Source organism: Pseudomonas sp. FW215-R2 (assembly GCF_058789255.1).
Window position 1 is genome coordinate 127646 of record NZ_JBYTBO010000001.1, and the last position, 25188, is coordinate 152833.

Here is a 25188-nt window from a genome sequence, read left to right on the forward strand (position 1 = left end):
CATGTCGCACGACAAGCACGACGTCCGGAGATTTGAGCCTCGAAGCAAACCTGCGTCTACTGTCAGAACTAACAGGTTCAGAGCAGAACCCGACAAACGGTTCAGACATAAAAAAAGCCACTGTAGCGAACTACAGCGGCTTTTTGCTGACAGGTGGCTCTGAAACTTACCTCAGGGTCACGGTGCCTTTCATCATCGAGATGTGGCCCGGGAACGAGCAGAAGAAACCGTAATCGGTGCCGGCTGCCAGTTTCGATACGTCGATGGTCAGCGAATCTTTCTCGCCGGCGCCAATGATCTTGGTGTGGGCGATGACGCGCTCGTCACCGTCCTTCAGGTAGTTCTTGTCGATGCCCGCGGCCAGGCCGTCAGTGGCAATCGGCTGCATGTCAGCGGTCTTGCTGACCACCAGGTTGTGGCCCATGACGTTCTTCGGCAGGCTGCCGGAATGGGTCAGTTCGACGGTGAAAGTCTTGCAGCTCTTGTCGATCACGATCTCCTTGGTGGTGAAGGACATCTGGTCGGTGGAGTCAACGGTGGTTTTGCACTCGGCAGCCATCAATTGGCTGCTGGCCAGCGCCAGCAGGGATACCGCAACAACTTTGGAAAACATGGTGAATCTCCAAGGCAGGGTTAACAAAAACACGAATGGGGGAAAGACTGCCTGAAATCTTCGCAAGTTCCTATGACTTGAGTCAAAAATTGTATACAACTTTCAGGCTATGACACTCATCGAAACAATCTAACAGCCAGACGATTGGCCGGGCCGTATCTTCAGGGCTCAACTCTCATCTGGAGCATCAGTCATGTCCTTCAACAGTCTGTTGTGCAGCCTGCTCGCCGCCTACGCCTGTGGCGCCAGCGGCACCTATGAAACCCCGAAACGCGAAGTCTAGCCCTTGGATCAAGGCGTGCCAGCCATTACCCTGTGACGGATTGACCCAGGAGGAAGGCATGTCTCTCACATCCGTTTGTGTATTTTGCGGTGCCAACGCCGGCACCACCCCGGCGTACACCGAAGCCGCCATCGCCCTCGGCAAAGCCATTGCCGAGCGTAAACTGACGCTGGTCTACGGCGGTGGCGCTGTCGGCCTGATGGGGATTGTCGCGGATGCCGCACTGGCGGCCGGCGGTGAAGTGATCGGCATCATTCCGCAGAGCCTGATGGACAAGGAAATCGGTCACAAGAGCCTGTCGCGCCTGGAAGTGGTCGACGGCATGCACGCCCGCAAGGCGCGCATGGCCGAACTCAGCGATGCGTTCATCGCCCTGCCAGGTGGCCTCGGCACGCTTGAAGAGCTGTTCGAAGTCTGGACCTGGGGCCAACTCGGCTACCACGGCAAGCCGCTGGGCCTGCTGGAAGTGAACGGTTTCTACAGCAAACTCACCGAATTTCTCGATCACATCGTCGGCGAAGGCTTCGTTCGCGCACCGCACCGTGACATGCTGCAAGTGAGCGAATCGCCGCAATCGCTGCTCGATGCTCTCGACCAGTGGCAGCCGACCGTCACGCCAAAGTGGGTCGACCAGAAACCCGGTTAACCCCCGGGCACCGATACAGGGCAGAATACGCGCCGCTCAACCTCACCTTCGACCCAAGAGGATCGCCCATGGCCAAACCCAATTACTCCTTCGCCAAGCGTCAACGTGACCTGGCCAAGGAACAGAAGAAAGAGGAAAAGCTTCAGCGCAAGAAGCAGATGGCTGAAGAAGCGGCACTGAACCCTGACGGTGAAGTGGCGACCGATGATGATGTTGATGCACCGAAAGACCCGGCGCCCGACGCCTGAGCAACACCGCAGGACCACTGAACGCAAAACCTGCAGGAACGGACTTGCCCGCTCCTGCAGTGTGTTTCATGACTCATTCAGTGGCATCACCGTGACCCTGACCTCGGGATCATGACTCCCCCCTCCCAGAATCACCCCGCGCAACGGCGACACATCGGAGAAATCCCGGCCCCAGGCCAGGGTGATGTGCTCCAGTGCCGGTTGCACATTGTTGGTCGGATCGAAATCCACCCAGCCCAGCACCGGGCAAAACACCGACACCCAGGCATGGGACGCATCGGCGCCGATCAATCGCGGCTGCCCCGGTGGCGGTCGTGTCAGCAGATAGCCGCTGATGTAGCGCGCCGCCAATCCTCGGGAACGCACGCAGGCCAGCATCAGGTGGGCAAAGTCCTGACAGACTCCGCGCCGCCGCTCCAGCACCTCGACCAGCGGAGTCGCGACTTGCGTCGCCTCGGCATCGAAGGTGAACTCGTCGAAGATCTTTTCCATCAACGCCTGCACGCCCAGCAGCAACGGTCGCCCAGGCGGAAAACAGCTTTCGGAGAACTCGACGAAACTGCGTTTCAAGTGAACGTAGGGTGACTGAAACCGGTAGCGACAAGCCTCCAGCAGCTCAGCGGACAACGGTTGACTGCTGTAGGTCAGCGCATTGCGCGTCAATTCCCAGGCCGGTGACAGATTGAAATCCAGCGCCGGCCGCGCCAGCACCTCGACCGTCAGCCGTGCGTTGACCTGCAATTCATCATGAGGCCGTTCGAACGCCAGACGTGTCAGCGGATTGCCGAACACATCCTGTTCGTCACGACGTGCGGTCGGCTCCGGACTGATCAGTAATTGCTGCTCGGTGCAGCGCTGCCAGGCACATTCCCGGGGCCACAGGTGCGCGAGCTGCTGTGCCAACGAGACCGGGCTGTCGTAGTGATAGCAGGTGTCGTGAAGGATCTGGTAGTGGGCATTCATCAGACGGACACCGTGCGCTGGCTGACATCATCGACATGGGCGAAATGGCGCAGGGCCAGACGATCGGACACCTGACCGCTGGCGTCGGCGATGTCTTGCAGCAGATCCGCCAGCCCGTCGAGGGCCGCACGTACGCTGGATTCGCCGAACAGGGGATTTTCCAGACACCCCAGATCGAAGCGTGCCAGACGCTCGACCAGTTCTGGCAACCCGGCCTCCCTCGGCACACCGAAATCATCGTTCAGACGCTTGAGGGTGCGCGTCACCAGTTTCAACTGGAACAACACCGCATGGGGGTTCTGCTCGTCCAGCAGCAACAGGTCGAGCACCGGAATCAACTGCGCCACCGCCAGATAGCGCGAACGATAGGTGATGCTGCTGTTGCCTAGTTCCAGCAGCCACTCAAGCCCCGCTTGATCGAACGCCCCGGCGCCGCGCAGGAAACCCGCGAGACTGCTACTGAGAAATTGCAGACGCTCGATGCGCCGGCCGATCATCAGGAAGCGCCAGCCTTCGTCGCGGGTCATGTCGTCGAGGGCAAATCCGGACAGCGCCGCCAGCGACATCACCAGCCGGTTGAGAAAATCCAGCAGCTCGCCAAAGTCCGGCTCGTCGGTGTCCAGTTCCGTCGCCTCGCGCTGCAACTCCACCAGCGCCTGCCAGTTCTCCCGCGAGAGCTTGCCGCGCACCTGCGACGCCGCCCACTGCAAGCGTTGCAGGTTGGAACGCAAGCTGAACGACCAGTCCTCGCCGAGCAAAGCCGCGAGCAGGCGCTCCGGCAACTCGCCTTCGTCTGGCAGCAGCATCAGCCGCTCACCGAGCTCCACGGCAGCCTGCAAGGCTTGTGGATCGTCACCGTCGACGTAACGCGCCAGCATGATCCGCAACAACCGCGCGCTGTCGTCGCAACGCTCGCAGTAACGACCGAACCAGAACAGGTTTTCCACCACCCGCGACGGCAGATAGGGATCGCGCCGCACCAGATCAGGCACACCGATGTTGCGCTGCGCCTTCCATTGTTCACCGCTTGGCGGCCGGTCACCCAGCACCCAGGTGTCCTTGCTCGCACCGCCGCGCTGCATCGACACCACTTCGGCATCGGCTTCGGCCGCCACCCGGGTCAGACCACCGGGCAGCACTCGATAGCCGTCGCGACTGGCCACCGCGTACATGCGCATGCCGATGGCTCGCGGTTGCAACTGGCCGTCCTCGGGCTGCCAGATCGGCGCGTGGGACAGTTGCGCGAGTTCTTGCGCCACATACGCATAAGGCCGGGCCTGCATGCGCTCGGCGAGACTCTGGCGCTGTTTTTCACTCAGGTCACGCCCGAAAACGGGGGCGAAGCTCTGGGAGGGAAAGGCCGGTTTTATCAGCAACTCCGGCAATTTTTCCAACGCCTGGGCCAGTACCGGCGCCTCCCCACACCACCAGGTGGCGATGGAGGGCAGGATCAGTTCTTCGCCGAACAGGTACTGATTGATCTTCGGCAAGAAACCCAGCAGCCCCGGCGACTCCAGCACGCCGCTGCCCAGCGCGTTGGCCACCAGCACCCGGCCCTGACGCACGGCCTCAAGCAGCCCGGGAACGCCCAGCGCCGAATCCGTGCGCAGTTCCAGCGGATCGCAGAAGTCATCGTCGAGCCGACGCATGATCGCGTGAACCCGGCGCAGGCCACTGAGGGTTTTCAGGTAGACCGTGGCATCGCGCACCGTCAGGTCACCGCCCTCCACCAGCGGATAGCCGAGCTGGCGCGCGAGATAAAGATGTTCGAAATAGCTTTCGTTGAAACGCCCCGGGGTCAGCAACACCACCAGCGGCGCGTCATCGTCGCAGGGTGCCTGACGGGCCAGCGTTTCCTGCAAGGTACGGAAGAATCCGGCCAGATGCTGCACCTTCAGGTCCCGGTACAGCTCGGGGAAGGCCCGGGACACGATGGTGCGGTTTTCCAGCGCATAGCCGGCACCGGACGGCGCCTGGGTTCGATCCGCCGTCACCCACCAGCGCCCGTCCGGTGTGCGCGCCAGATCCACGGCATACAGATGCAGAAAGGCCCCGTCCGGTGGCGAGATACCCTGACAGGGCCAGAGGAAGTTGTTGTGGCCGAACACCAGCTCCGCCGGCAGCAACCCTTCGCTGATCAGCCGCTGCGGACCGTACAGATCCGCCAGCACCGCATTGAGCAGGCGCGCGCGCTGGGCGATCCCGGCCGACAGCTGTTGCCACTCGTCAGCGGCGATCACGTGGGGCAGCAGGTCGAGTTCCCACGGACGATCCGCGCCCTTGGGGTCGGCATAGACGTTGTAGGTGACGCCGTTTTCCTGAATCTGCCGGGTCAGCAATGCCTGACGCTGCACCAGTTGCGTCGGGGTGCTGCGCTGCAATTGGTCGAACAGCCGCTGCCAGTGCGGACGCACCGCCCCGCCAGCATCGAGCAGTTCGTGGTAAGTGCCCGCCGTCAGCGGGTAGCGGTCAAGCAGGTCAGGCATGGAAAGCTCGGCAGCCAGCAAGGAACGGTCAGACTAACGCAGGCACATGACGCCCGGATATACGAAAAATCCGGGCGTCGCGTACGATCTAAAAGCGTCGCAAATCGAGAGTCATCGGTAGCTCGTCGTTCGTTTCGACAATGGGTACAGGAAGTTTCCCCGGCGTGTGCCCGATGCGGAAGAAACGCGCCATGCGCCGGCTCTCCGCTTCGTTGGCGTTGACCGGCAACGTCTCGTAATTGCGCCCGCCCGGATGCGCGACGTGGTACTGACAACCGCCCAGCGAGCGCTGCATCCAGGTGTCGAGCAGGTCGAACACCAGCGGCGCATGCACCGGGATCGTCGGTTGCAGGCAGTTGGCCGGTTGCCACGCACGGAAACGCACACCGGCGACAAACTCGCCGACCCGCCCGGTCGGTTGCAGCGGTACCGGGATGCCATTGCAGGTCAGCAGATAACGCTGCGGCGGCAGCCCCGTGAGCTTGACCTGCAGACGCTCCAGCGATGAATCGACGTAACGCACCGTGCCACCCGCCGCGCCCTCCTCGCCCAGCACATGCCAGGGCTCAAGGGCCTGACGCAACTCCAGCTCGATGCCGTTGACGGCGTAATCGCCGACCTTGGGAAAGCGGAACTCCAGATGCGCAGCGAACCATTCGGCACGCAGCGGATAACCGGCATTGTTGAGTTCGACGATGACGTCGGCAAAGTCCTGCTCGATGAAGTGCGGCAGCAGGAAGCGGTCATGCAACTCGGTGCCCCAGCGCGCCAGCTTCGGCGGTGCATAGGGCTCGCGCCAGAACCGCGCCACCAGTGCCCGCAGCAACAGCTGCTGAGCCAGGCTCATGCGCGCATGGGGCGGCATTTCGAATGCACGCAACTCCAGCAGACCGAGACGCCCGGTGGCGCCATCCGGTGAATACAGTTTGTCGATACAGAACTCGGCGCGGTGGGTGTTGCCGGTGACGTCGATCAGCAGGTTGCGCAGCAAGCGATCCACCAGCCATGGCGCGCACGCTTCTCCCGGCGCCGGCATCTGCGCGAAGGCGATTTCCAGCTCGTACAGCGCATCGTTGCGCGCTTCATCGACTCGCGGTGCCTGAGAGGTCGGACCGATGAACAGACCGGAAAACAGGTAGGACAGCGACGGATGGTTGTGCCAATAGCTGATCAGGCTGCGCAGCAGATCCGGGCGGCGCAGGAACGGGGAGTCCGCCGGCGTTGCTCCGCCGAGTACGAAATGGTTACCGCCACCGGTGCCGGTGTGTCGCCCGTCGATCATGAATTTCTCGGTGGACAGTCGGGTCTGGCGCGCCTCCTCGTACAGGAACTCGGTGCGCTCGACCAACTCATCCCACGTCGCGGACGGCTGGACGTTGACCTCGATCACGCCGGGATCCGGCGTAATGCGGAAGTTGCTCAGGCGCGGATCGCTCGGCGGCTCGTAGCCTTCCAGCAGCACCGGACAGTGCAGTTCCTCGGCAGTGGCTTCGATGGCGGCCACCAGCTCCAGATAATCCTCGACCCGCTCCAGCGGCGGCATGAATAGATACAACCGGCCTTCCCGTGCCTCGGCGCAGAACGCGGTGCGGGTCAGCCAGTCGGCGGACTCGTCGATCTTCGGCACCCGTTCATCCGCCGCAGCCGGCGCATCATGGCGATTGAGTTGCGCAGTGTCGGGCAGTTCGGGGAAGTCCTGATTCGGGTCGTTCGGATGAATGAACGGATACTCCGCCGCTTTCACCCAGGGCTGCGAACCCAATGGCAGGCGATAGCCCAGCGGTGAATCCCCCGGCACCAGCCGGCAATGTTCATCGCGCAGATACCAGCGCCCGCTCTGCCATTGATCGCCCTTGGCGGTGCGTGCCAGCGGCAGCACCTGACCGATGACCTTGTCCAGCCCCTGACTGAACACCTTGCGCAGTCGCGCACGTTCCAGCGGTTCCTCCAGACGCGAGTCTTCGGCGCTGACGTTGCCCGGCAAGGCGCCCTCGCGCCAGAGGTAATAGAAATTGTCTTCGTAGGCCGGAAACACAAAACGTGTCGGCAGTTTCAGGCGTTCGGCGACACTCGCCAGAAAGCGCCCAGCCAATGCGCCATCGGCGCCGTAGTCCTGCTGCTCATCGGCGATCAACGCGGTGTTGTGCCAGATCGGCACACCGTCGCGGCGCCAATAGCAATTCAGCGACCAGCGCGGCAGTTGCTCGCCCGGATACCACTTGCCCTGGCCGAAATGCACCAGCCCTTTTGGCGCGTAGTGTTTGCGCATGCGCTGGAACAGTTCGGCGGAGAGCCGGCGCTTGTCCGGGCCCAGCGCGGCGGTGTTCCATTCGGCACCATCCGGGTCGTCGATGGACACGAAGGTTGGCTCACCGCCCATGGTCAGCCGCACATCGCCTTCCAGCAGATCGGCATCGATCTGCCGGCCCAGCGCCTGGATCGCCAGCCATTGCTCATCGGTGTAGGGCTTGGTGACCCGAGGTGCTTCCCAGATCCGCTCCACGGACATTTCGTGGCTGAACTCACATTCGCAAGGCTCTACCAGACCGCTGATCGGCGCCGCCGAGGACGGATCGGGACTGCAGGCCAACGGGATATGCCCTTCCCCGGCGAACAGCCCGGAGGTGGCATCGAGGCCGATCCAGCCGGCGCCGGGCAAGTACACCTCGCACCAGGCATGCAGATCGGTGAAGTCCACTTCGGTGCCGGAGGGGCCGTCGAGGCTTTTCACGTCGGCGGTCAGTTGAATCAGGTAACCGGAGACGAAACGCGCCGCCAGCCCGAGATTGCGCAGCAGTTGCACCAGCAACCATGCCGAATCGCGGCAGGAGCCGGAGGCGTGTTCGAGGGTGTACTCCGGGGTTTGCACGCCCGGTTCCATGCGGATCAGGTAATTGATGTCCTCGCTCAGGCGCTGGTTGAGCGCCACGAGGAAATCCACCGCCGGCAGCGGCGTGCGGTCGATGGCGTCCAGGTAGGCCTTGAGTTTTGGCGTCAGCGGCAGGGTTTCGAGGTACGGCGCCAGTTCCTTGCGTTCATCGGCGGCGTAGGCAAAGGGGATTTTCTCGGCGTAGGGCTCGAGGAAAAAGTCGAACGGGTTGAACACCGCCATCTCGGCCAGCAGGTCGACCTCGATCCGCAGCTCGGCGGTTTTCTCGGGGAACACCAGTCGTGCGAGGTAGTTGCCCTGAGGGTCCTGCTGCCAGTTGATGAAGTGCTGCTCGGGCGAGACTTTCAGCGCATACGACAGAATCCGCGTGCGGCTGTGGGCAGCCGGGCGCAGACGCACGATCTGCGGGCCGAGTTCGACAGCGCGGTCGTAGCGGTAATGCGTGACGTGATGCAATGCGACATGAATCGACACGGCGTGCCTCCTGCGAGCCTAAGCGTATTCGAAAGCGCGCAAGACTTATGCCATGCAGAGGCTTGGGCGCTTTCCCGGAATGCTTAGGGCAGTACAGCACCAAAATCGGGCGATGCGGTGAAATGGTTTGGCACAGTTGCACGCAAATGTTGCGAAGAAGCCCTCCCCCTGACCCTCTCCCGTGATCGTTCCCACGCTCCTGCGTGGGAATGCAGCCCGTGACGCTCTGCGTCACTGGACGCGGAGCGTCCCTGGAGGCATTCCCACGCAGAGCGTGGGAACGATCAGCGAAATGCAAAAACGCCAACCCGAAGGTTGGCGTTCTCTTTAGCGCGGTACGACCGGCTTGCGTGCCGGTTTCGGCCCTTTGCCTTTCGCGGCTTCCTTGCGCTCCTTGGCGGCCTGCTGGTTGCGGGCGAATGCCGCGGCCTTGGCCTGTTCACGCTTGTCCCAAGGGTTGCCGCCGTCGCTGGCGCGTGGAGGCAGACCGGTGTGCTGGGTGAGGATCTTGGTGGTCTTCTCTTTCACATCCTTCGCCACTTTATGGCTGCCGGACGGCGTCGAGTTCTTGCGACGGGCACTCTGATAGCTGTCGGTGGCCGGCTGATGCGTCGGAATCAACTGGTTCTTGCCCGGCCCGATCAGGTCAGCGCGGCCCATGCGGATCAGCGCTTCACGCAGCATCGGCCAGCCTTTCGGGTCGTGATAACGCAGGAACGCCTTGTGCAGACGACGCTGCTCCTCGCTCTTGACGATGGTCACGCCGTCGCTCTTGTAGGTGACCTTGCGCAGCGGGTTCTTGCCCGAGTGGTACATCGCGGTGGCGGTGGCCATCGGCGAAGGATAGAACGCCTGCACCTGGTCGGCACGGAAGCCGTTGCCCTTGAGCCACAAGGCGAGGTTCATCATGTCTTCGTCGGTGGTGCCCGGGTGCGCGGCGATGAAGTACGGAATCAGGTACTGCTCTTTCCCGGCTTCCTTGGTGTACTTCTCGAACATGCGCTTGAAGCGATCGTAGGTGCCGATCCCCGGCTTCATCATCTGATTGAGCGGACCTTCCTCGGTGTGTTCCGGGGCGATCTTCAGGTAACCGCCGACGTGGTGGGTCACCAGCTCTTTGACGTACTCCGGCGACTCGACCGCGAGGTCGTAACGCAGGCCGGAGGCGATCAGGATCTTCTTCACACCCGGCAACGCACGGGCGCTGCGATACAGCTGGATCAGCGACGAGTGGTCGGTGTTCAGGTTCGGGCAGATGCCCGGGAACACGCAGGACGGCTTGCGGCACGCGGATTCGATTTCCGGGCTCTTGCAGGCGATGCGGTACATGTTCGCGGTCGGGCCGCCGAGGTCGGAAATGACGCCGGTGAAACCCGGCACCTTGTCGCGGATCTCTTCGATTTCGCGAATGATCGACTCTTCGGAGCGGTTCTGGATGATCCGGCCTTCGTGCTCGGTGATCGAGCAGAAGGTGCAGCCGCCGAAGCAGCCACGCATGATGTTCACCGAGAAGCGGATCATGTCGTAGGCCGGGATCTTTTCCTTGCCGTACGCAGGATGCGGGATACGTGCGTAAGGCATGCCGAACACGTAGTCCATTTCTTCGGTGGTCATCGGAATCGGCGGCGGGTTGAACCAGACGTCGACTTCGCCGTGTTTTTGCACCAAGGCACGGGCGTTGCCCGGGTTGGTTTCCAGGTGCAGCACGCGGTTGGCGTGAGCGTACAGGACCGCATCACCACGCACTTTCTCCATCGACGGCAGGCGGATCACAGTCTTGTCACGCGTCATCTTCGGGCTGGCCAGGATCTGCACGACCTTGGCTTCTTCCGGATCTTCAACCGGCCCCTTCTCTTGCTCGATGGCGCAAGCCTGAGTGTCCTGGGTGTTGACGTACGGGTTGATGATCTTGTCGATCTTGCCCGGACGGTCGATGCGCGTGGAGTCGACTTCGTACCAGCCCGCAGGGGTGTCACGACGGATGAACGCAGTGCCGCGCACATCGGTAATGTCTTCGATCTTGTGACCGTAGGACAGACGCTGGGCGACTTCGACGATCGCGCGCTCGGCGTTGCCGTACAGCAGGATGTCGGCGCTGGCGTCGATCAGGATCGAGTTGCGCACGCGATCCTGCCAATAGTCGTAGTGGGCGATGCGGCGCAGGGAGGCTTCGATGCCGCCGAGCACGATCGGCACGTGCTTGTAGGCTTCCTTGCAGCGCTGGCTGTAGACCAGGCTCGCGCGATCCGGACGTTTGCCGGCCATGCCACCCGGGGTGTAGGCGTCGTCGGAACGGATTTTCTTGTCCGCGGTGTAGCGGTTGATCATCGAGTCCATGTTGCCGGCCGCGACGCCGAAGAACAGGTTCGGCTCGCCAAGCTTCATGAAGTCGTCTTTGGACTGCCAGTTGGGCTGGGCAATGATCCCGACGCGGAAGCCTTGCGACTCCAGCAGCCGGCCGATGATCGCCATGCCGAACGACGGGTGATCGACGTAGGCATCTCCCGTCACAATGATGATGTCGCAGGAATCCCAGCCGAGCTGATCCATCTCCTCCCTGCTCATCGGCAGGAATGGCGCCGGCCCGAAACATTCGGCCCAGTATTTTGGATAGTCAAATAACGGCTTGGCTGCTTGCATGTCGATGACCGGTGTTGAGGTGAAAAATCGCGGGCGCGGAATATAGCACAAAAAATAACCAATTCCGACGGCTGTGGTCGGAAATATCAGGAGCACTCAGACGACGGAGCGCTTACTCGTCGTCGTCGAAGTTATAGCTGCCCGGCGCAAGGTTTTCGAAGCGTGTGTATTTGCCGATGAAGGCCAGGCGGATGAAGCCGATCGGGCCGTTACGCTGTTTGCCGATGATGATTTCGGCGATGCCCTTGTGTTCGGTTTCCGGGTGATAAACCTCGTCCCGGTACACGAACATAATGACGTCGGCGTCCTGCTCGATCGCTCCGGATTCCCGCAAGTCGGAGTTCACCGGACGCTTGTTGGGACGTTGTTCCAGGGAACGGTTGAGCTGCGACAGGGCAACCACCGGGCAGTTGAATTCCTTGGCCAGGGCTTTCAGGGATCGGGAGATCTCGGAAATCTCGTTGGTCCGGTTGTCACCGCTGGAGCCGGGAATCTGCATCAGCTGCAGGTAGTCGATCATGATCAGGCCGACATCGCCGTGCTCGCGCACCAGACGCCGGGTCCGGGCGCGCATCTCCGACGGGCTGATGCCGGCGGTGTCATCGATGAACAACTTGCGGTCGTTGAGCAGGTTGACCGCCGAGGTCAGGCGTGGCCAGTCGTCGTCTTCCAACTGACCGGAACGCACCTTGGTCTGGTCGATACGACCGAGGGACGAAAGCATACGCATGATCAGCGATTCACCTGGCATCTCGAGGGAGTACACCAGAACCGCCTTTTCACTGCGTAGAACGGCGTTTTCCACCAGGTTCATCGCGAAGGTGGTCTTACCCATCGACGGACGGCCGGCGACGATGATCAGGTCGGACGGTTGCAGGCCGCTGGTCTTCTCGTCGAGGTCGGTGTAGCCAGTGGACAGGCCGGTGATCGCGTCGGCGGTGTTGAACAGGGTGTCGATGCGGTCGATGGCCTTGGTCAGCAACTCGTTGACGCCCACCGGGCCGCCGGTCTTCGGCCGCGCCTCGGCAATTGCGAAGATCTGCCGCTCGGCTTCGTCGAGGATCTCTTCGGCGGTACGGCCTTCAGGGTTGAAGGCGGCGTCGGCGATGTCGTTGCTGATGCCGATCAACTGGCGCAACGTCGCACGCTGGCGGACGATTTGCGCATAAGCCTTGATGTTGGCGACGGACGGTGTGTTTTTCGCCAGTTCGACCAGATACCCAAGCCCCCCGACTTGCGAAGTCTGACCTTCCTTGTCCAGTTGCTCGGAAAGGGTCACGACGTCGATCGGCGAGTTCTGATCGGCGAGTTTGGCGATCGCACGGAAGATCAGACGGTGGTCATGCCGGTAGAAATCGCCGTCGGAGACTTGATCAAGCACGCGTTCCCAGGCGTTGTTGTCCAGCATCAGACCACCGAGTACAGCCTGTTCGGCCTCGATGGAATGCGGCGGCACCTTCAGGGATGCGGTTTGCAGATCGTATTGCTCGGGAGCGGAGATTTCGTTCATGGCCACTTTTTTATTCAGGAAAAGCAGGGATTACAGAAAGACAAAGGGCACGACCTGTAAACAGGATCGTGCCCGATGTTAACCGTCTGACGGGCAGGCCGCCAGCCGATCAGGTGTTGCTTAAGCTGCTACCACGACAACGCGTACGGTGGCTTCAACTTCGGCGTGCAGGTGCACAGCCACGTCGAATTCACCCACGTTGCGGATGGTGCCGTTCGGCAGACGAACTTCGCTTTTCGCAACTTCAACGCCGGAGGCGGTCAGTGCGTCAGCGATGTCGTGAGTACCGATCGAACCGAACAGCTTGCCTTCGTCGCCAGCGGTGGCAGTGATGGTCACTTCCAGCTCGGCCAGTTGGGCAGCACGGCTTTCAGCCGATGCTTTACGGTCTGCAGCAGCTTTTTCCAGCTCGGCACGACGCTCTTCGAACGCAGCAATGTTTGCTGGGGTCGCGGCGGTAGCCTTGCCGTAAGGCAGCAGGTAGTTACGACCGTAACCGGCCTTAACGTTCACTTTGTCACCCAGGTTGCCCAGGTTGGTGACTTTTTCCAGAAGGATCAGTTGCATGTGAAAATCCTCTTAACTTTTAACCTTCACCGTTCGCGCTATCGGTGTCTTTCGACACGTGACGACCGCGAAAATCAATCAGGCTGTCGACGATGGCCAAGACCACCAGTAACGGACCGAGCAAGTGCATGAAAGGCACGAGCGTCACGTATATCCCCACCAGCCAGAAACCGGCCAACCGCTTCTGCGCCACCAGCCCGTGAACCAAGGCCAGGCCTGCGAAGAACAGCGGCACGCTGCACAACGGCAACAGGACCAAGGCATGCAGACCGAAGAACGGTGCCACACACATGACGGCCAGAAGCGACAGCGCAACGCTTTTCGGCAGTCGGATGGCGCGAAACTCGCGACCGAAACCGCCGGGGTTATACAACAACGCCTGCCAGTAGCGCCCAAGAATCAGGCACAGCACGCTAAAAACCTGCAACGACACCGCTGTCGAAATGATCGACAGTGGGACCGCCAATGCAGTGAGAATTGCCTTCTGATCTGCCGAGAATTTCTCGTAGACCTCACCCATCGCCAGCGGCAAGACTTGCTCAAACGTCTGCGCCAGAGTCTCGGTGAAGGAACTGAATACAGTCCCCAGGCTCACGGCAATCAACAATCCCACGGCCACGCTGACCAGCAGCGCGCGATTCCAGGTGTGGCCGGCGCGTAAAACCAGCGCCAGACCACAGGTCCCGAGCAACACAATCAGTGCCGTCGGGTCTTTCAGGTAGTGCCAGCTCACTAACGCTGACAACACTCCCACACCCAGGACGCTCAAGGCGTCCGAACCGCGCCGCAGGAGCACAAGGCAACCTGCAGCGGCACTCAACCAGAACAACAGCGGCAATGCCGCAGATCCGGCCACGACCAGCGTGGCCTGCATACGCCCCCGCATGATGAATTCAGCTAAGGCACGCATGCATTCGATCCCTTACTTACTTGTCGACTACCCGGTCTCAGCGGCCGTGGCTGTCGGTGTAGGCCAGCAGGGCCAGGAAGCGGGCGCGCTTGATAGCGGTGGCCAGCTGACGCTGATAACGAGCTTTGGTACCGGTGATGCGGCTTGGAACGATTTTGCCGGTCTCGGATACGTAGGCTTTCAGAGTGTTGAGATCTTTGTAATCGATCTCCTTCACGTCTTCAGCGGTGAAGCGGCAGAATTTACGACGACGGAAGAAACGTGCCATTTGATAGGCTCCTTAAAAGGTCCGTGGATTACTCGTCAGCGTTATCGCTGTTGTCGCTGTCGCTATCGCTGTCATCGCCATCGGCGCTGCCATCGTGCTCAGGACGTTCGCGACGCTCACGGCGCTCACTGCGGTTTTCTTCAGCCTTGAGCATCTCGGACTGGCCGGTAACGGCTTCGTCGCGACGGATGACCAGGTTACGGATCACTGCATCGTTGTAGCGGAAGTTGTCTTCCAGCTCGGCCAGGGCCTTGCCAGTGCACTCAACGTTCAGCATCACGTAGTGAGCCTTGTGAACATTGTTGATTGCGTAGGCCAGTTGACGACGGCCCCAGTCTTCCAGACGGTGGATTTTGCCGCCGTCTTCTTCGATCAGCTTGGTGTAACGCTCAACCATGCCGCCGACTTGCTCGCTCTGGTCAGGGTGGACCAGAAAGATGATTTCGTAATGACGCATGAATGCTCCTTACGGGTTGTAGCCTGCCGCTCAAAAACGGTCAGACAAGGAGTGAATGACACTTATGGACTTGCCGGCGCGGGGCACATGCGTGCCTGCCGTCACAGCAAGGGGCGCAATTGTAGAGAAGGGACAGAAGAGGTGCAAGGCAATTGGTGATTATTTGAACAGCCACCAAAACTTCGCCCTGCCATAAAACGCTGCGGGAGCGCAGTCTGCTCGCGATTGGGTGAAACACTCAACAATGATGCCGAATGTAACTCCGCTTTCGCGAACAGACTCGCTCCCACATTTTGGACGGCGTAAGGCTTAAGGCTTCTTGGCAGCCGCCTTGGCCTTGGCCCCGCGCTGGCGCTGGGCCTCGAACAGGCACACGCCCGTCGCAACCGACACGTTGAGACTGCTGACGCTACCGGCCATCGGCAGGTTCACCAGGTAGTCGCAATGCTCACGGGTCAGGCGACGCATGCCTTTACCTTCGGCGCCCATGATCAGGATGGTCGGGCCGGTCAGATCCTGGTCGTAGATGCTGACCTCGGCCTCACCCGCCGTGCCGACAACCCACAGCCCGCGCTGCTGGAGCTTTTCCAGGGTGCGCGCAAGGTTGGTGACGGCCACCAGCGGAATCACTTCCGCCGCACCGCAGGCCACTTTACGCACGACAGGCGTCAGGGTGGCCGATTTGTCTTTCGGCACGATGACCGCCAGCGCACCGGCAGCGTCCGCCGAACGCAGGCAGGCGCCGAGGTTGTGCGGATCGGTCACGCCGTCGAGCACCAGCAACAGCGGCGCACCTTCGGTGCGATCAAGCAGCTCGTCGAGCATCGCTTCGCCCCAGACCTGGCTTGGACTGACGTCCGCCACCACACCCTGATGCACGCCTTCGACCCAGGCATCCATTTCACGGCGCTCGGCCTGACCGATCTGGACCCGGTTTTCGTTGGCCAGCTCGATCAACGTCTGCACCCGCGGATCGTTGCGGCTTTCGGCCAGCCAGATCTGCTTGACGCGCTTAGGGTGGTGACGCAGCAACGCTTCTACCGCGTGAACGCCGTAGATTTTTTCCAACTGACTCATGACTTCGCCTTCGGTTTACGTGCCCCGCCGCTTCTGGCTGGAGCGGAACCCGCTTTTGGCGGGCCCTTGCGGTGTTTGCTCGGTTTGGCTGGTTTGCCGCCGGAGGCCTTTTCAGGCGCCGACCGCCCGGTCTTTCCCCCGGACGCCGCTTTACCACCGTTTTTGGCGTCGGCCAGCAAGGCCTTCTTCATTTCACGGCTTTTGCGCAGTTCGGCGTTTTTCGCCACGGCATCGCTCGGGCGATAAGCCTCGGCCACCTTTTCCTTGGCCGGACGACGGCTGGCGGTTTTTGCCGGAGCCTTTTCTTCCACAGCCTTGGCCGCTGGAGCAGCCGTTTCGGTGCCACGCTTCTTGCGGCCGATTGGCGCGCTGATGGTTTTTTCGGCCATCTCGAAGTCGATCTTGCGCTCGTCGAGATCGACGCGCATGACCCGCACTTCAACGGTATCGCCAAGACGGAAGCTGCGACCGGTGCGCTCGCCCGCCAGGCGGTGATGCACAGGGTCGAAGTGGTAGTAATCGCCCGGCAGCGCCGTAACGTGCACCAGACCTTCGACGTAGATATCGGTCAGCTCGACGAACAGGCCAAAACCGGTCACGGCAGTGATCACGCCCGGGAACGACTCGCCCACGCGATCCTTCATGAACTCGCACTTGAGCCAGTTCACCACATCGCGGGTTGCTTCGTCGGCACGGCGCTCGCTCATCGAGCACTGCTCGCCGAGCTGTTCCAGGGCCGCCTCGTCGTACGGATAGATGCGCGCCTTCGGAATGGTCATCGCGCCGGCACGGCGAACGTGCGGGGTGTCCTGTTTCGAATGGATCACGCTGCGGATCGCCCGGTGCGTGAGCAAGTCCGGGTAACGGCGGATCGGCGAGGTGAAGTGGGTATAGGCTTCGTAATTCAGGCCGAAGTGGCCGTCGTTCTCGGCGCTGTACACCGCCTGGCTCAGGGAGCGCAGCATCACGGTCTGGATCAGGTGGAAATCCGGACGGTCCTTGATGCTGGCCAACAGGGCCTGATAGTCCTTTGGCGACGGGCCGTCCTTGCCTTTGTGCAGGGACAGACCAAGCTCGCCGAGGAACGCGCGAAGTTTTTCCAGACGCTCTGGTGGCGGGCCGTCGTGGACACGGTACAACGCAGGGATTTCGTGCTTTTTCAGGAATTCGGCGGTGGCCACGTTGGCCGCCAGCATGCATTCCTCGATCAGCTTGTGCGCGTCGTTACGAGTGGTCGGGCGGATTTCGGCAATCTTGCGCTCGGAACCGAAGATGATCCGGGTTTCCTGCGTTTCGAAATCGATCGCGCCACGTACGTGACGGGCAGCCAGCAATACCTTGTACAGCGCGTAGAGCTGTTTCAGGTGCGGCAGGACGTCGGTGTATTCGCCGCGAAGCTTGCGACCTTCAGTCGCTTTCGGCGTTTCCAGCATCGCGCTGACCTTGTTGTAGGTCAGGCGGGCGTGGGAGTGGATCACCGCCTCATAGAAGCAGTAGTCGGTCATTTCGCCGGATTTGGAGATGGTCATCTCACAAACCATGGCCAGACGATCGACGTGCGGGTTCAGCGAGCACAGGCCGTTGGACAGCTGCTCCGGCAGCATCGGCACCACGCGCTCGGGGAAGTACACCGAGTTGCCGCGCACCTGGGCTTCGTTGTCCAGGGCCGAGCCGATCTTCACGTAGCTGGAAACGTCGGCAATCGCCACGTACAACTTCCAGCCGCCGGAGAACAGGCGCAGCTTGCCTGGCTTGGATTCGCAGTAGACCGCGTCGTCGAAGTCGCGGGCATCTTCGCCGTCGATGGTGACGAACGGCAGATGACGCAGGTCGACGCGTTTCTCTTTGTCTTTCTCTTCGACTTCCGGCTTGAGCTTGCCGGCTTCCTTCAGAACGGCCTCAGGCCAGACGTGCGGAATGTCGTAGGTGCGCAGGGCGACATCGATTTCCATGCCCGGCGCCATGTAGTTGCCGACGACTTCGACCACATCGCCTTGCGGCTGGAAGCGCGGAGTCGGCCAGTGGGTGATTTTCACCTCGACGAACTGACCGATCTGGGCATTGGCGTTGCGGCCCGGGGTGACCAGCACTTCCTGCTGGATCTTCGGGTTGTCCGCGACAACAAAGCCGATACCGCCTTCTTCGAAATAGCGGCCGACGATGCTTTCGTGGGCACGGGACACCACTTCGACGATCACGCCTTCGCGGCGACCGCGACGGTCCAGGCCGGAAACACGGGCCAAGGCACGGTCGCCATCGAACACCAGGCGCATTTGCGCCGGGCTCATGAACAAGTCGTCGGAACCGTCATCCGGCACCAGGAAGCCGAAGCCGTCGCGGTGACCGCTGATGCGACCGAGGATCAGGTCGAGCTTGTCCACCGGCGCATAAGTGCCACGACGGGTGTAGATCAGTTGAGCGTCGCGCTCCATGGCGCGCAGGCGGCGGCGCAGGGCTTCGATCTGGTCTTCTGTGGTCAGACCAAATTCTTCGACCAGTTGCTCGCGGGCAGCAGGCGAACCCCGATCAGCAAGGTGCTGAAGGATCAGTTCGCGGCTGGGAATAGGGTTTTCATATTTTTCCGCTTCACGAGCGGCCTCGGGATCGAGGGACTGCCAATCGGCCATTAGAGAGTTTTCACCTTGTCTATATGCGGGTTAGTTTGGCATAGGCGCCATCAAACGGGAAATTTCCGACTCTATAAGGCGCGTCTTGAGCCTTGTATCGACGTCTGAAAGGCGTTTTGAACACCGCTGGTAAAAAAAACCATTTTTTTTGCTGGCAGGGGTTTACAGTTAAAAAGACGCTCCGTATAGTGCGCGCCATCGACGACGTACACACGTTGCCGAGATGCCCAGATGGTGAAATTGGTAGACACGCCAGCTTCAGGTGCTGGTGACCTTACGGTCGTGGAAGTTCGAGTCTTCTTCTGGGCACCAATTCAAATTCAAGGTCACGATCTTGAATCTCACAAAAACCCGCGAAAGCGGGTTTTTGCGTTTCCGGGGTTTGGAAAAGCCCGAGACACAGCACCTACCAGACACACCCTCTCCCCCGCAAGGAGCATTTGAGAAACGATATCGTTTATCATTGTTGCAAGTTTTTGCAATGCGACAGTGAGGAACCCTGCGAATGATGTTTCGAAATACCCTGCGCCGCGGCTTGACCTTCACCCTGCTCGGCCTGGCACTCGCCACTCCCCTCACCCAGGCTGCCGACGCGGTTTCCCTGACGCTCTACAACGGTCAACACAAGGAAGTCGGCGATGCGATCGCCAAAGCCTTCGAAGCCAAGACCGGCATTCACGTCAATGTACGCAAGGGCAGCAGCAACCAGCTCGCCAGCCAGATCATCGAAGAAGGCGACCGCTCCCCCGCCGACGTCATCTACACCGAAGAATCCCCACCGCTGAACAACCTCGGCGAACAAGGCCTGCTGGCCAAGGCCGACGATGCAACCCTGGCCGTTCTGCCAAAAGAATACGTCGCCGGCAACGGCACCTGGATCGGCGTCACCGCCCGGGTTCGCGTGGTGGCCTTCAACCCGAAACTGGTCGATGAAAAGGACCTGCCGAAATCGGTCCTGGATTTCGCCGATCCGCAATGGCAAGGCAAGGTCGGTTTCGTGCCCACCAGCGGTGCGTTTCAGGAACAGGCCGTCGCCATCATCAAAAAGCACGGTCGCGAAGCCGCCGAAGAATGGCTGACCGGCCTGCGCGCCTTCGGCAAGACCTACAGCAACAACATGGTCGCCCTCAAGGCTGTGGAAAACGGCGAAGTCGCCACCGTACTGGTGAACAACTACTACTGGTTCGCCCTGCAACGGGAGAAAGGCAAGCTTGACTCCAAACTGCATTACTTCACTGGCGGCGATGTGGGCGGTTTGATTACCGTCTCCAGCGCAGCCGTGCTGAAATCCAGCAAGCATCCAAAAGAAGCCCAGCAATTCCTCGCGTACATGGCCAGCGAAGAAGGCCAGCGTGTGATCACCCAGACGACTGCCGAGTATCCGCTGCACAAAGGCATGGAGTCGGATCGCGGCCTCAAGCCTTTCAGTGAACTGGAAGCGCCGGACGTCACGCCCGCCGACCTGGGCAATGCCGAAGAAGCGCTGGACCTGGAACGCGAAGTTGGCCTGAACTGATGACCGCATCGCTATCCGCCTCCGCCGCTCGCGGGGGTTACGTGCCACGCCGCAAGCGGCCATCGATCTGGCTGGTGCTGCCGGTGTTGCTGCTGGTGGTCATGAGTCTGCTGCCGCTGGCCTACGTCGGGCTCAAAGCCTGGCAGGCCGGCTGGAGCGAAGCGCTGCACTTGCTGTGGCGCCCCTACGTGTTCGGCCTGCTGCGCAACACGCTAGCGCTGATGGTTGGCGTAACCGTAACTTGTGGCGTGATCGGCCTGTCGCTGGCCTGGCTGCTGGAGCGCAGCAATCTGCCGGGCCGGCGCCTGTGGGGCGTGATTCTATGCTTGCCGTTCGCGGTGCCGGCCTTCGTCAGCAGCTTTACCTGGGTTTCACTCAGCGCGCAGTTCGAAGGGCTCGGCGGGGCGATTCTGGTGATGAGCCTGTCTAAATACCCGCTGATCTTCCTGCCGGTGGCAGCCACGCTGCGCAATCTCGATCCGTCCCTTGAAGAGTCCGCCCGAACGCTGGGGCAGAATCGCTGGGGCGTGTTTTTCCGCGTCACCCTGCCGCTGCTCTGGCCGTCTTTGCTGGCGGGCTCATTATTGATTGCGCTGCACATGTTGGTGGAATTCGGCGCACTGTCGATCATTGGTCTGCAAACCTTCACCACCGCGATCTATCAGCAATTCGAACTGGAATTCAGCAATGCCAACGCGGCGATGCTGTCAGCGGTGCTGCTGGCGTTGTGTTTGATGCTGTTGTGGCTGGAACTGCGAGTGCGCGGCAAGGGCCGTCATGTGCGTACCGGCCAAGGGGCTGCGCGTCGCGCCGAGCAAGTGCAATTGGGACCGTGGGCCGCTGCGGGTCAGCTGTACTGCCTGATGCTGGCGATTGTCGGCAGCGGGATTCCACTGGGGATGCTGGCGTACTGGCTCGCCGTGGGATCGTCAGCGGCGTTTCCGGTTGCAGCGATCACTGAAGCTTTGCTGTCTTCATTGGCGCTGTCTCTGGGTGGCGCAGGATTGTGTCTGGTGCTGGCGGTGCCGGTCGGGTTGCTGGTCGTACGTTACAAAGGCCAATTGGCGATCTGGGCCGAGCGCCTGCCTTATCTGCTGCACGCGCTGCCGGGGCTGGTGATCGCCCTGACACTGGTGTATTTCGCCCTGCATTATGTGCCGGCGCTGTACCAGACTTCCGCGCTGTTGCTGATCGCTTATGCGCTGCTGTTTCTGCCACTGGCTCAAGCGCCGATCCGCACGGCGCTGAACAAGGCAGCACCACAACTGGAAGAGGCCGCCCGCACACTGGGCGCGTCTTCGTTCACCGCGTTTTGCCGCGTGACTTTACCGATCATCTTCCCGGCACTGGGCGCGGCGTTTGCGCTGGTGTTTCTGGATGCCATGAAGGAACTGACGGCGACGCTACTGCTGAGTCCGACCGGGCTCAACACCTTGGCGACCGAAGTCTGGGCACACACCGCGAACGTCGAATTTGCCGCGGCAGCGCCTTATGCAGCGTTGTTGATTGTGGTGTCGGGCTTGCCCGTCTACCTGCTGACAACCCGGATGTATTTGAGCCGATAAAAAAATCGCAGCCGAAGCTGCGATTTTTTTTGCCCGCAATATATCAAGCCCGGAACTGACCCAGACTGGCCTTGAGCTGCGCCGCCAGCCCGTCCAGCACCTTGCCGCTGGCCGTTGTTTCGACCACCGCCTGAGCGGCTTTCTCGGCCTGGGCATGAATCGTCTCGACGCGCCCACGCACAGCCTGCGCGCCCTGCGCCTGATGCGCCGCGGCCTGAGTCGCCAGACCAATCGCCGCATGCACCTGCTCGACCGACGCCTGCACCGACTGCTGCAGTCGCGCGCTGTCACGCAGCACCAGCAAACCTTCGCTGGCCTGGCGCCCGGCCTGCCCGATCGCCTCAACCGCCTCACGAGCGCCCTGCTGCAAGGCCACGATGTGCGCCTGAATGTCGCCAGTGGAGCTTTGGGTCTTGCTCGCCAGCGCACGGACTTCATCCGCCACCACCGCAAACCCTCGTCCGGTTTCACCAGCCCTGGCCGCTTCGATGGCGGCGTTGAGCGCCAGCAGGTTGGTCTGCTCGGCGATGCCGTGAATCACGGTCAACACCACTTCGATCTGCTCACTTTGCTGCGCCAGGCGCTCGATGACTTTCGCGCCGGTATCAACCTGCCCTGCCAGCGCCTCGATCAGGCTGCCGACCTTGGCCGACGTGCGAGTGTTCTCGTCAGTGGCCTGACGAATATCCACCACCTGCTTCAGCGCCGCCTGCATCGCATGGCTTTCCGACTGCGCCTCATCAGCCATTTGCGACAGCGCGCGCAAGCTCTCGGCCACTTCATCACGCTGCATCCCGGCCGCCGCGTCGGCACCGGCATTGCGCAACGTCATCGCGCCGATTTCCACACCGGTACGCTGAGCCACATCCCCGGCCTCGCGCACGATCGGTTGCAACTTATCCACAAAGCGGTTGACCGCCGAAGCCATGTCGCCGATTTCGTCTTTGCTGTTGATCTGCACACGCTTGGTCAGATCGCCCTCACCCGCCGCGAGATCATCCATGGCGGCGTTGAGCATCTTCAAGCGGTTGACCACACGGTGACCGAGTACAACGGCCAGCAGCAACAGCACGCCGGCACCGACCAGCGCCAGGCCCATGCCGATGCGCCAGCGCAGCGTCGCGGCGGCGTCCTGTACGGTGCTGGTCGTGTTGGCTTTCATCTCGGCAGCCGTGGACTGCGCCGATTGCAGGCGCGCGCGCATGGCCGTGGCACTGTCGGCAGCAGCACCCTTGAGGCTGTCGCCGACCAGTTGATCGCTGCTGGCGATCAGCGCCGAGAAGCGTTGATCGAGCGCCGCCAGATCGGCATCCACCGAGGCCGTCGAGACGCCCATCAGCACCTTGCCGATTTCGACTCCGTTGGGATTGATCGACGCTTCGAGGTAATAGACCGAGGGATCGTTCTTCGCCGCATCCAGCACTTTATCCAGCGCCCGCTCACCCTGGCCTTTTTCCAGAAGGGCCTTGTTGATCGGGTTTTCGCGGTTGAGATAGCGGGTCAGATGCTGGCCGGTGGCGTCGTCATAAACCACGAACAGCACGTTGGGATTGCGCTGGGCTCGGCGGGCGAATTCGGACAGGGTCGGCACGTCGCTGTCCCACATGGCGCGAGGCGCTACGGACGCGAGCAACTGGGCCATGTCGTTGGCCGAGTCCTTCAGGTCTTTTTCCAGGGTCGCACGCAGTTGTGCCTGCTCGTCCTTCAGACGCGAGGACAGGCCGGCAGTCAGCCGCTGACGAGTATTGGTGGATAGCGTATCGAGGCTCGACGTGACTTCCCGCCCGGCCTGCTCCAACTCACCGGACAGCTTCTGGCTGTCGACGCCCAGGCGAGCACCGAGATCGGCCTCCAGCGCGGTGACGGTGCTCCGCGTCAGGGCGACGGCCACCAACACTTGCACCAAAAGGGCGATACCAAGGGTAACGAATACGGGCCGCAACAAACGGCTTTGTAACAGTGAGAGAACGGCCGACACTGTGAATCCCTCTACTTCTGACGCCATTAATTTGATGGCACTCTTGTAGACAGATTCACAGCAAAGGTCATGCCGTCCAACAGGCATAAACGACAAAGGCCCCGATGAAGGGGCCTTTGTGTTTTTACATCAACGACTTATCAAGCGAACGGATGACGCAGAACGATGGTTTCGTTGCGGTCCGGGCCCGTCGAAATAATGTCGATCGGCGCGCCGATCAACTCTTCAACGCGTTTGATGTAGGCACGAGCGTTGGCCGGCAGCTCTTCCAGGGTCTTGGCACCCACGGTCGATTCGGTCCAGCCCGGTACTTCTTCGTACACAGGCTGCAGGCCCACGTAGCTGTCAGCGTCAGTCGGCGCAACAGCGTTGCCTTGCGCGTCTTTGTAGCCGGTGCAGATGTTGATGGTTTCCAGACCGTCGAGTACGTCCAGCTTGGTCAGGCAGATGCCCGAGATGCTGTTCACATCGATAGCGCGACGCAGGATAACGGCGTCGAACCAGCCGCAACGACGGGCACGGCCGGTGGTCGCACCGAACTCGTGACCTTGTTTGGCCAGGTGTGCGCCCACTTCGTCGAACAGCTCAGTCGGGAATGGACCCGAACCTACGCGAGTGGTGTAAGCCTTGGTGATGCCCAGGATGTAGTCCAGGAACATCGGGCCAACGCCCGAACCGGTCGCCACGCCACCAGCGGTGGTGTTGGAGCTGGTCACGTACGGGTAGGTACCGTGGTCGATGTCGAGCAACGAACCTTGGGCGCCTTCGAACATGATGTCTTTGCCGGCGCGACGCAGGTCGTGCAGCTCGGCAGTGACGTCCAGCATCAGCGGCTTGAGCAGCTCGGCGTATTCCTTGCACTCGGCCAGGGTCTTTTCGAACTCGATGGCAGGCTCTTTGTAGTAACCGACCAGCATGAAGTTGTGGTAGTCCACCAGTTCACGCAGCTTGTCTTCAAAGCGCGGCATGTTGAGCAGGTCGCCAACACGCAGGCCGCGACGTGCAACCTTGTCCTCGTACGCCGGGCCGATGCCGCGACCGGTGGTGCCGATTTTCAGCTCGCCACGGGCCTTTTCACGGGCCTGGTCCAGCGCCACGTGGAAGGACAGGATCAGCGGGCAGGACGGGCTGACACGCAGGCGCTCGCGCACCGGTACGCCTTTCTCTTCCAGCTTGGTGATCTCGCGCAGCAGGGCGTCGGGTGCAACCACCACGCCGTTGCCGATCAGGCACTGCACGCCTTCGCGCAGCACGCCCGACGGGATCAGGTGCAGGACGGTTTTTTCACCGTCGATCACCAGCGTGTGGCCAGCGTTGTGGCCACCTTGGTAGCGCACTACGGCGGCAGCATGTTCGGTCAGCAGATCAACGATCTTGCCTTTGCCCTCATCACCCCATTGGGTGCCCAGGACTACGACATTCTTACCCATAACACTTGTCCTCATTCGCGCAAACTTGGTGCCGGCGGTG

At 61.3% G+C, this 25188-nt stretch carries 18 protein-coding genes and 1 tRNA gene; 5 read left to right on the plus strand and 14 right to left on the minus strand.

Annotation, left to right across the window (positions count from 1 at the left end):
• Nucleotides 1–166 precede the first annotated feature (166 nt).
• Entirely contained in the window at nucleotides 167–613 is a 447-nt protein-coding gene (gene azu, locus AC3WRD_RS00560) for an azurin (protein WP_102620125.1), read from the minus strand.
• A gap of 341 nt (nucleotides 614–954) precedes the next feature.
• On the opposite strand from azu, the gene AC3WRD_RS00565 reads away from it, so the two are divergent.
• Both AC3WRD_RS00565 and AC3WRD_RS00570 read left to right on the plus strand, forming a co-directional pair.
• Complete coding sequence (locus AC3WRD_RS00565; RefSeq protein WP_102620126.1) at nucleotides 955–1542, plus strand: cytokinin riboside 5'-monophosphate phosphoribohydrolase; 588 nt, start codon at nucleotides 955–957, stop codon at nucleotides 1540–1542.
• Between the two features lie 68 nt (nucleotides 1543–1610).
• On the plus strand, nucleotides 1611–1790 hold the full coding sequence (locus AC3WRD_RS00570; protein ID WP_085732676.1) for a hypothetical protein: 180 nt from the start codon (nucleotides 1611–1613) through the stop codon (nucleotides 1788–1790).
• Nucleotides 1791–1856: 66 nt separating this feature from the next.
• Here the strand turns inward: AC3WRD_RS00570 and AC3WRD_RS00575 are convergent, their stop codons facing one another.
• The 11 genes from AC3WRD_RS00575 to rnr form a co-directional block, all read right to left on the minus strand.
• Nucleotides 1857–2753 carry a transglutaminase family protein gene (locus AC3WRD_RS00575; RefSeq protein WP_102620127.1) on the minus strand — a complete coding sequence of 299 codons (897 nt, stop codon included), beginning with the start codon at nucleotides 2751–2753 and terminating at the stop codon, nucleotides 1857–1859.
• A complete protein-coding gene (locus tag AC3WRD_RS00580) occupies nucleotides 2753–5239 on the minus strand; it encodes a circularly permuted type 2 ATP-grasp protein (RefSeq protein WP_102620128.1) in 2487 nt (828 codons plus the stop codon). The genes AC3WRD_RS00575 and AC3WRD_RS00580 overlap by 1 nt, the downstream gene beginning before the upstream one ends.
• 88 nt (nucleotides 5240–5327) lie before the next feature.
• Nucleotides 5328–8603: a transglutaminase family protein gene (locus AC3WRD_RS00585; protein ID WP_102620129.1), complete on the minus strand. Its 3276-nt coding sequence runs from the start codon at nucleotides 8601–8603 to the stop codon at nucleotides 5328–5330.
• A gap of 327 nt (nucleotides 8604–8930) precedes the next feature.
• Nucleotides 8931–11243, minus strand: a complete 2313-nt coding sequence (locus tag AC3WRD_RS00590) for a YgiQ family radical SAM protein (RefSeq protein ID WP_102620130.1) — start codon at nucleotides 11241–11243, stop codon at nucleotides 8931–8933.
• Between the two features lie 112 nt (nucleotides 11244–11355).
• The gene (dnaB, locus tag AC3WRD_RS00595; RefSeq protein WP_096819810.1) at nucleotides 11356–12753 is read right to left on the minus strand and encodes a replicative DNA helicase; all 1398 of its coding nucleotides are present in this window, start codon (nucleotides 12751–12753) and stop codon (nucleotides 11356–11358) included.
• 120 nt (nucleotides 12754–12873) lie between these two features.
• The gene (rplI, locus tag AC3WRD_RS00600; protein ID WP_008078307.1) at nucleotides 12874–13320 is read right to left on the minus strand and encodes a 50S ribosomal protein L9; all 447 of its coding nucleotides are present in this window, start codon (nucleotides 13318–13320) and stop codon (nucleotides 12874–12876) included.
• A 19-nt stretch (nucleotides 13321–13339) separates the two neighbouring features.
• Nucleotides 13340–14230: a YybS family protein gene (locus tag AC3WRD_RS00605; RefSeq protein ID WP_096819811.1), complete on the minus strand. Its 891-nt coding sequence runs from the start codon at nucleotides 14228–14230 to the stop codon at nucleotides 13340–13342.
• Between the two features lie 37 nt (nucleotides 14231–14267).
• Nucleotides 14268–14498, minus strand: coding sequence for a 30S ribosomal protein S18 (gene rpsR, locus AC3WRD_RS00610; protein ID WP_002551829.1), 231 nt, complete (start codon nucleotides 14496–14498; stop codon nucleotides 14268–14270).
• A gap of 28 nt (nucleotides 14499–14526) precedes the next feature.
• Nucleotides 14527–14955 (minus strand): 30S ribosomal protein S6, encoded by a 429-nt coding sequence (gene rpsF, locus AC3WRD_RS00615; protein ID WP_007950702.1) that lies wholly within the window; start codon nucleotides 14953–14955, stop codon nucleotides 14527–14529.
• Nucleotides 14956–15264: 309 nt separating this feature from the next.
• Entirely contained in the window at nucleotides 15265–16032 is a 768-nt protein-coding gene (gene rlmB / locus AC3WRD_RS00620) for a 23S rRNA (guanosine(2251)-2'-O)-methyltransferase RlmB (RefSeq protein ID WP_096819812.1), read from the minus strand.
• Nucleotides 16029–18659, minus strand: a complete 2631-nt coding sequence (rnr, locus tag AC3WRD_RS00625; protein WP_096819813.1) for a ribonuclease R — start codon at nucleotides 18657–18659, stop codon at nucleotides 16029–16031. Before rnr ends, rlmB begins: the two co-directional genes overlap by 4 nt.
• A gap of 225 nt (nucleotides 18660–18884) precedes the next feature.
• On the opposite strand from rnr, the gene AC3WRD_RS00630 reads away from it, so the two are divergent.
• The 3 genes from AC3WRD_RS00630 to AC3WRD_RS00640 all read left to right on the plus strand — a co-directional run bounded on the left by AC3WRD_RS00630 (nucleotide 18885) and on the right by AC3WRD_RS00640 (nucleotide 21740).
• Nucleotides 18885–18971: transfer RNA gene (locus tag AC3WRD_RS00630), tRNA-Leu, on the plus strand.
• A 193-nt stretch (nucleotides 18972–19164) separates the two neighbouring features.
• Nucleotides 19165–20175, plus strand: a complete 1011-nt coding sequence (locus AC3WRD_RS00635) for an iron ABC transporter substrate-binding protein (RefSeq protein ID WP_096819814.1) — start codon at nucleotides 19165–19167, stop codon at nucleotides 20173–20175.
• Nucleotides 20175–21740: an ABC transporter permease gene (locus tag AC3WRD_RS00640; RefSeq protein ID WP_096819815.1), complete on the plus strand. Its 1566-nt coding sequence runs from the start codon at nucleotides 20175–20177 to the stop codon at nucleotides 21738–21740. The genes AC3WRD_RS00635 and AC3WRD_RS00640 overlap by 1 nt, the downstream gene beginning before the upstream one ends.
• Before the next feature lie 43 nt (nucleotides 21741–21783).
• On the opposite strand, the gene AC3WRD_RS00645 is transcribed toward AC3WRD_RS00640, so the two are convergent.
• Both AC3WRD_RS00645 and AC3WRD_RS00650 read right to left on the minus strand, forming a co-directional pair.
• On the minus strand, nucleotides 21784–23718 hold the full coding sequence (locus AC3WRD_RS00645; protein WP_096819816.1) for a methyl-accepting chemotaxis protein: 1935 nt from the start codon (nucleotides 23716–23718) through the stop codon (nucleotides 21784–21786).
• 140 nt (nucleotides 23719–23858) lie between these two features.
• A complete protein-coding gene (locus tag AC3WRD_RS00650; RefSeq protein WP_102620131.1) occupies nucleotides 23859–25148 on the minus strand; it encodes an adenylosuccinate synthase in 1290 nt (429 codons plus the stop codon).
• Between the last annotated feature and the right edge of the window lie 40 nt (nucleotides 25149–25188).

Excerpts from the sequence above, each read along its gene's own strand:
- AC3WRD_RS00570 (WP_085732676.1), top strand. The coding sequence starts at position 1,611 with ATGGCCAAACCCAATTACTCCTTCGCCAAGCGTCAACGTGACCTGGCC.
- rnr (WP_096819813.1), bottom strand. The coding sequence starts at position 18,659 with ATGGCCGATTGGCAGTCCCTCGATCCCGAGGCCGCTCGTGAAGCGGAA.
- AC3WRD_RS00650 (WP_102620131.1), bottom strand. The coding sequence starts at position 25,148 with ATGGGTAAGAATGTCGTAGTCCTGGGCACCCAATGGGGTGATGAGGGC.
- rplI (WP_008078307.1), bottom strand. The coding sequence starts at position 13,320 with ATGCAACTGATCCTTCTGGAAAAAGTCACCAACCTGGGCAACCTGGGT.
- AC3WRD_RS00590 (WP_102620130.1), bottom strand. The coding sequence starts at position 11,243 with ATGCAAGCAGCCAAGCCGTTATTTGACTATCCAAAATACTGGGCCGAA.
- AC3WRD_RS00565 (WP_102620126.1), top strand. The coding sequence starts at position 955 with ATGTCTCTCACATCCGTTTGTGTATTTTGCGGTGCCAACGCCGGCACC.
- rpsR (WP_002551829.1), bottom strand. The coding sequence starts at position 14,498 with ATGGCACGTTTCTTCCGTCGTCGTAAATTCTGCCGCTTCACCGCTGAA.
- azu (WP_102620125.1), bottom strand. The coding sequence starts at position 613 with ATGTTTTCCAAAGTTGTTGCGGTATCCCTGCTGGCGCTGGCCAGCAGC.
- AC3WRD_RS00640 (WP_096819815.1), top strand. The coding sequence starts at position 20,175 with ATGACCGCATCGCTATCCGCCTCCGCCGCTCGCGGGGGTTACGTGCCA.
- AC3WRD_RS00575 (WP_102620127.1), bottom strand. The coding sequence starts at position 2,753 with ATGAATGCCCACTACCAGATCCTTCACGACACCTGCTATCACTACGAC.
- rlmB (WP_096819812.1), bottom strand. The coding sequence starts at position 16,032 with ATGAGTCAGTTGGAAAAAATCTACGGCGTTCACGCGGTAGAAGCGTTG.
- AC3WRD_RS00580 (WP_102620128.1), bottom strand. The coding sequence starts at position 5,239 with ATGCCTGACCTGCTTGACCGCTACCCGCTGACGGCGGGCACTTACCAC.
- dnaB (WP_096819810.1), bottom strand. The coding sequence starts at position 12,753 with ATGAACGAAATCTCCGCTCCCGAGCAATACGATCTGCAAACCGCATCC.
- AC3WRD_RS00605 (WP_096819811.1), bottom strand. The coding sequence starts at position 14,230 with ATGCGTGCCTTAGCTGAATTCATCATGCGGGGGCGTATGCAGGCCACG.
- rpsF (WP_007950702.1), bottom strand. The coding sequence starts at position 14,955 with ATGCGTCATTACGAAATCATCTTTCTGGTCCACCCTGACCAGAGCGAG.
- AC3WRD_RS00635 (WP_096819814.1), top strand. The coding sequence starts at position 19,165 with ATGATGTTTCGAAATACCCTGCGCCGCGGCTTGACCTTCACCCTGCTC.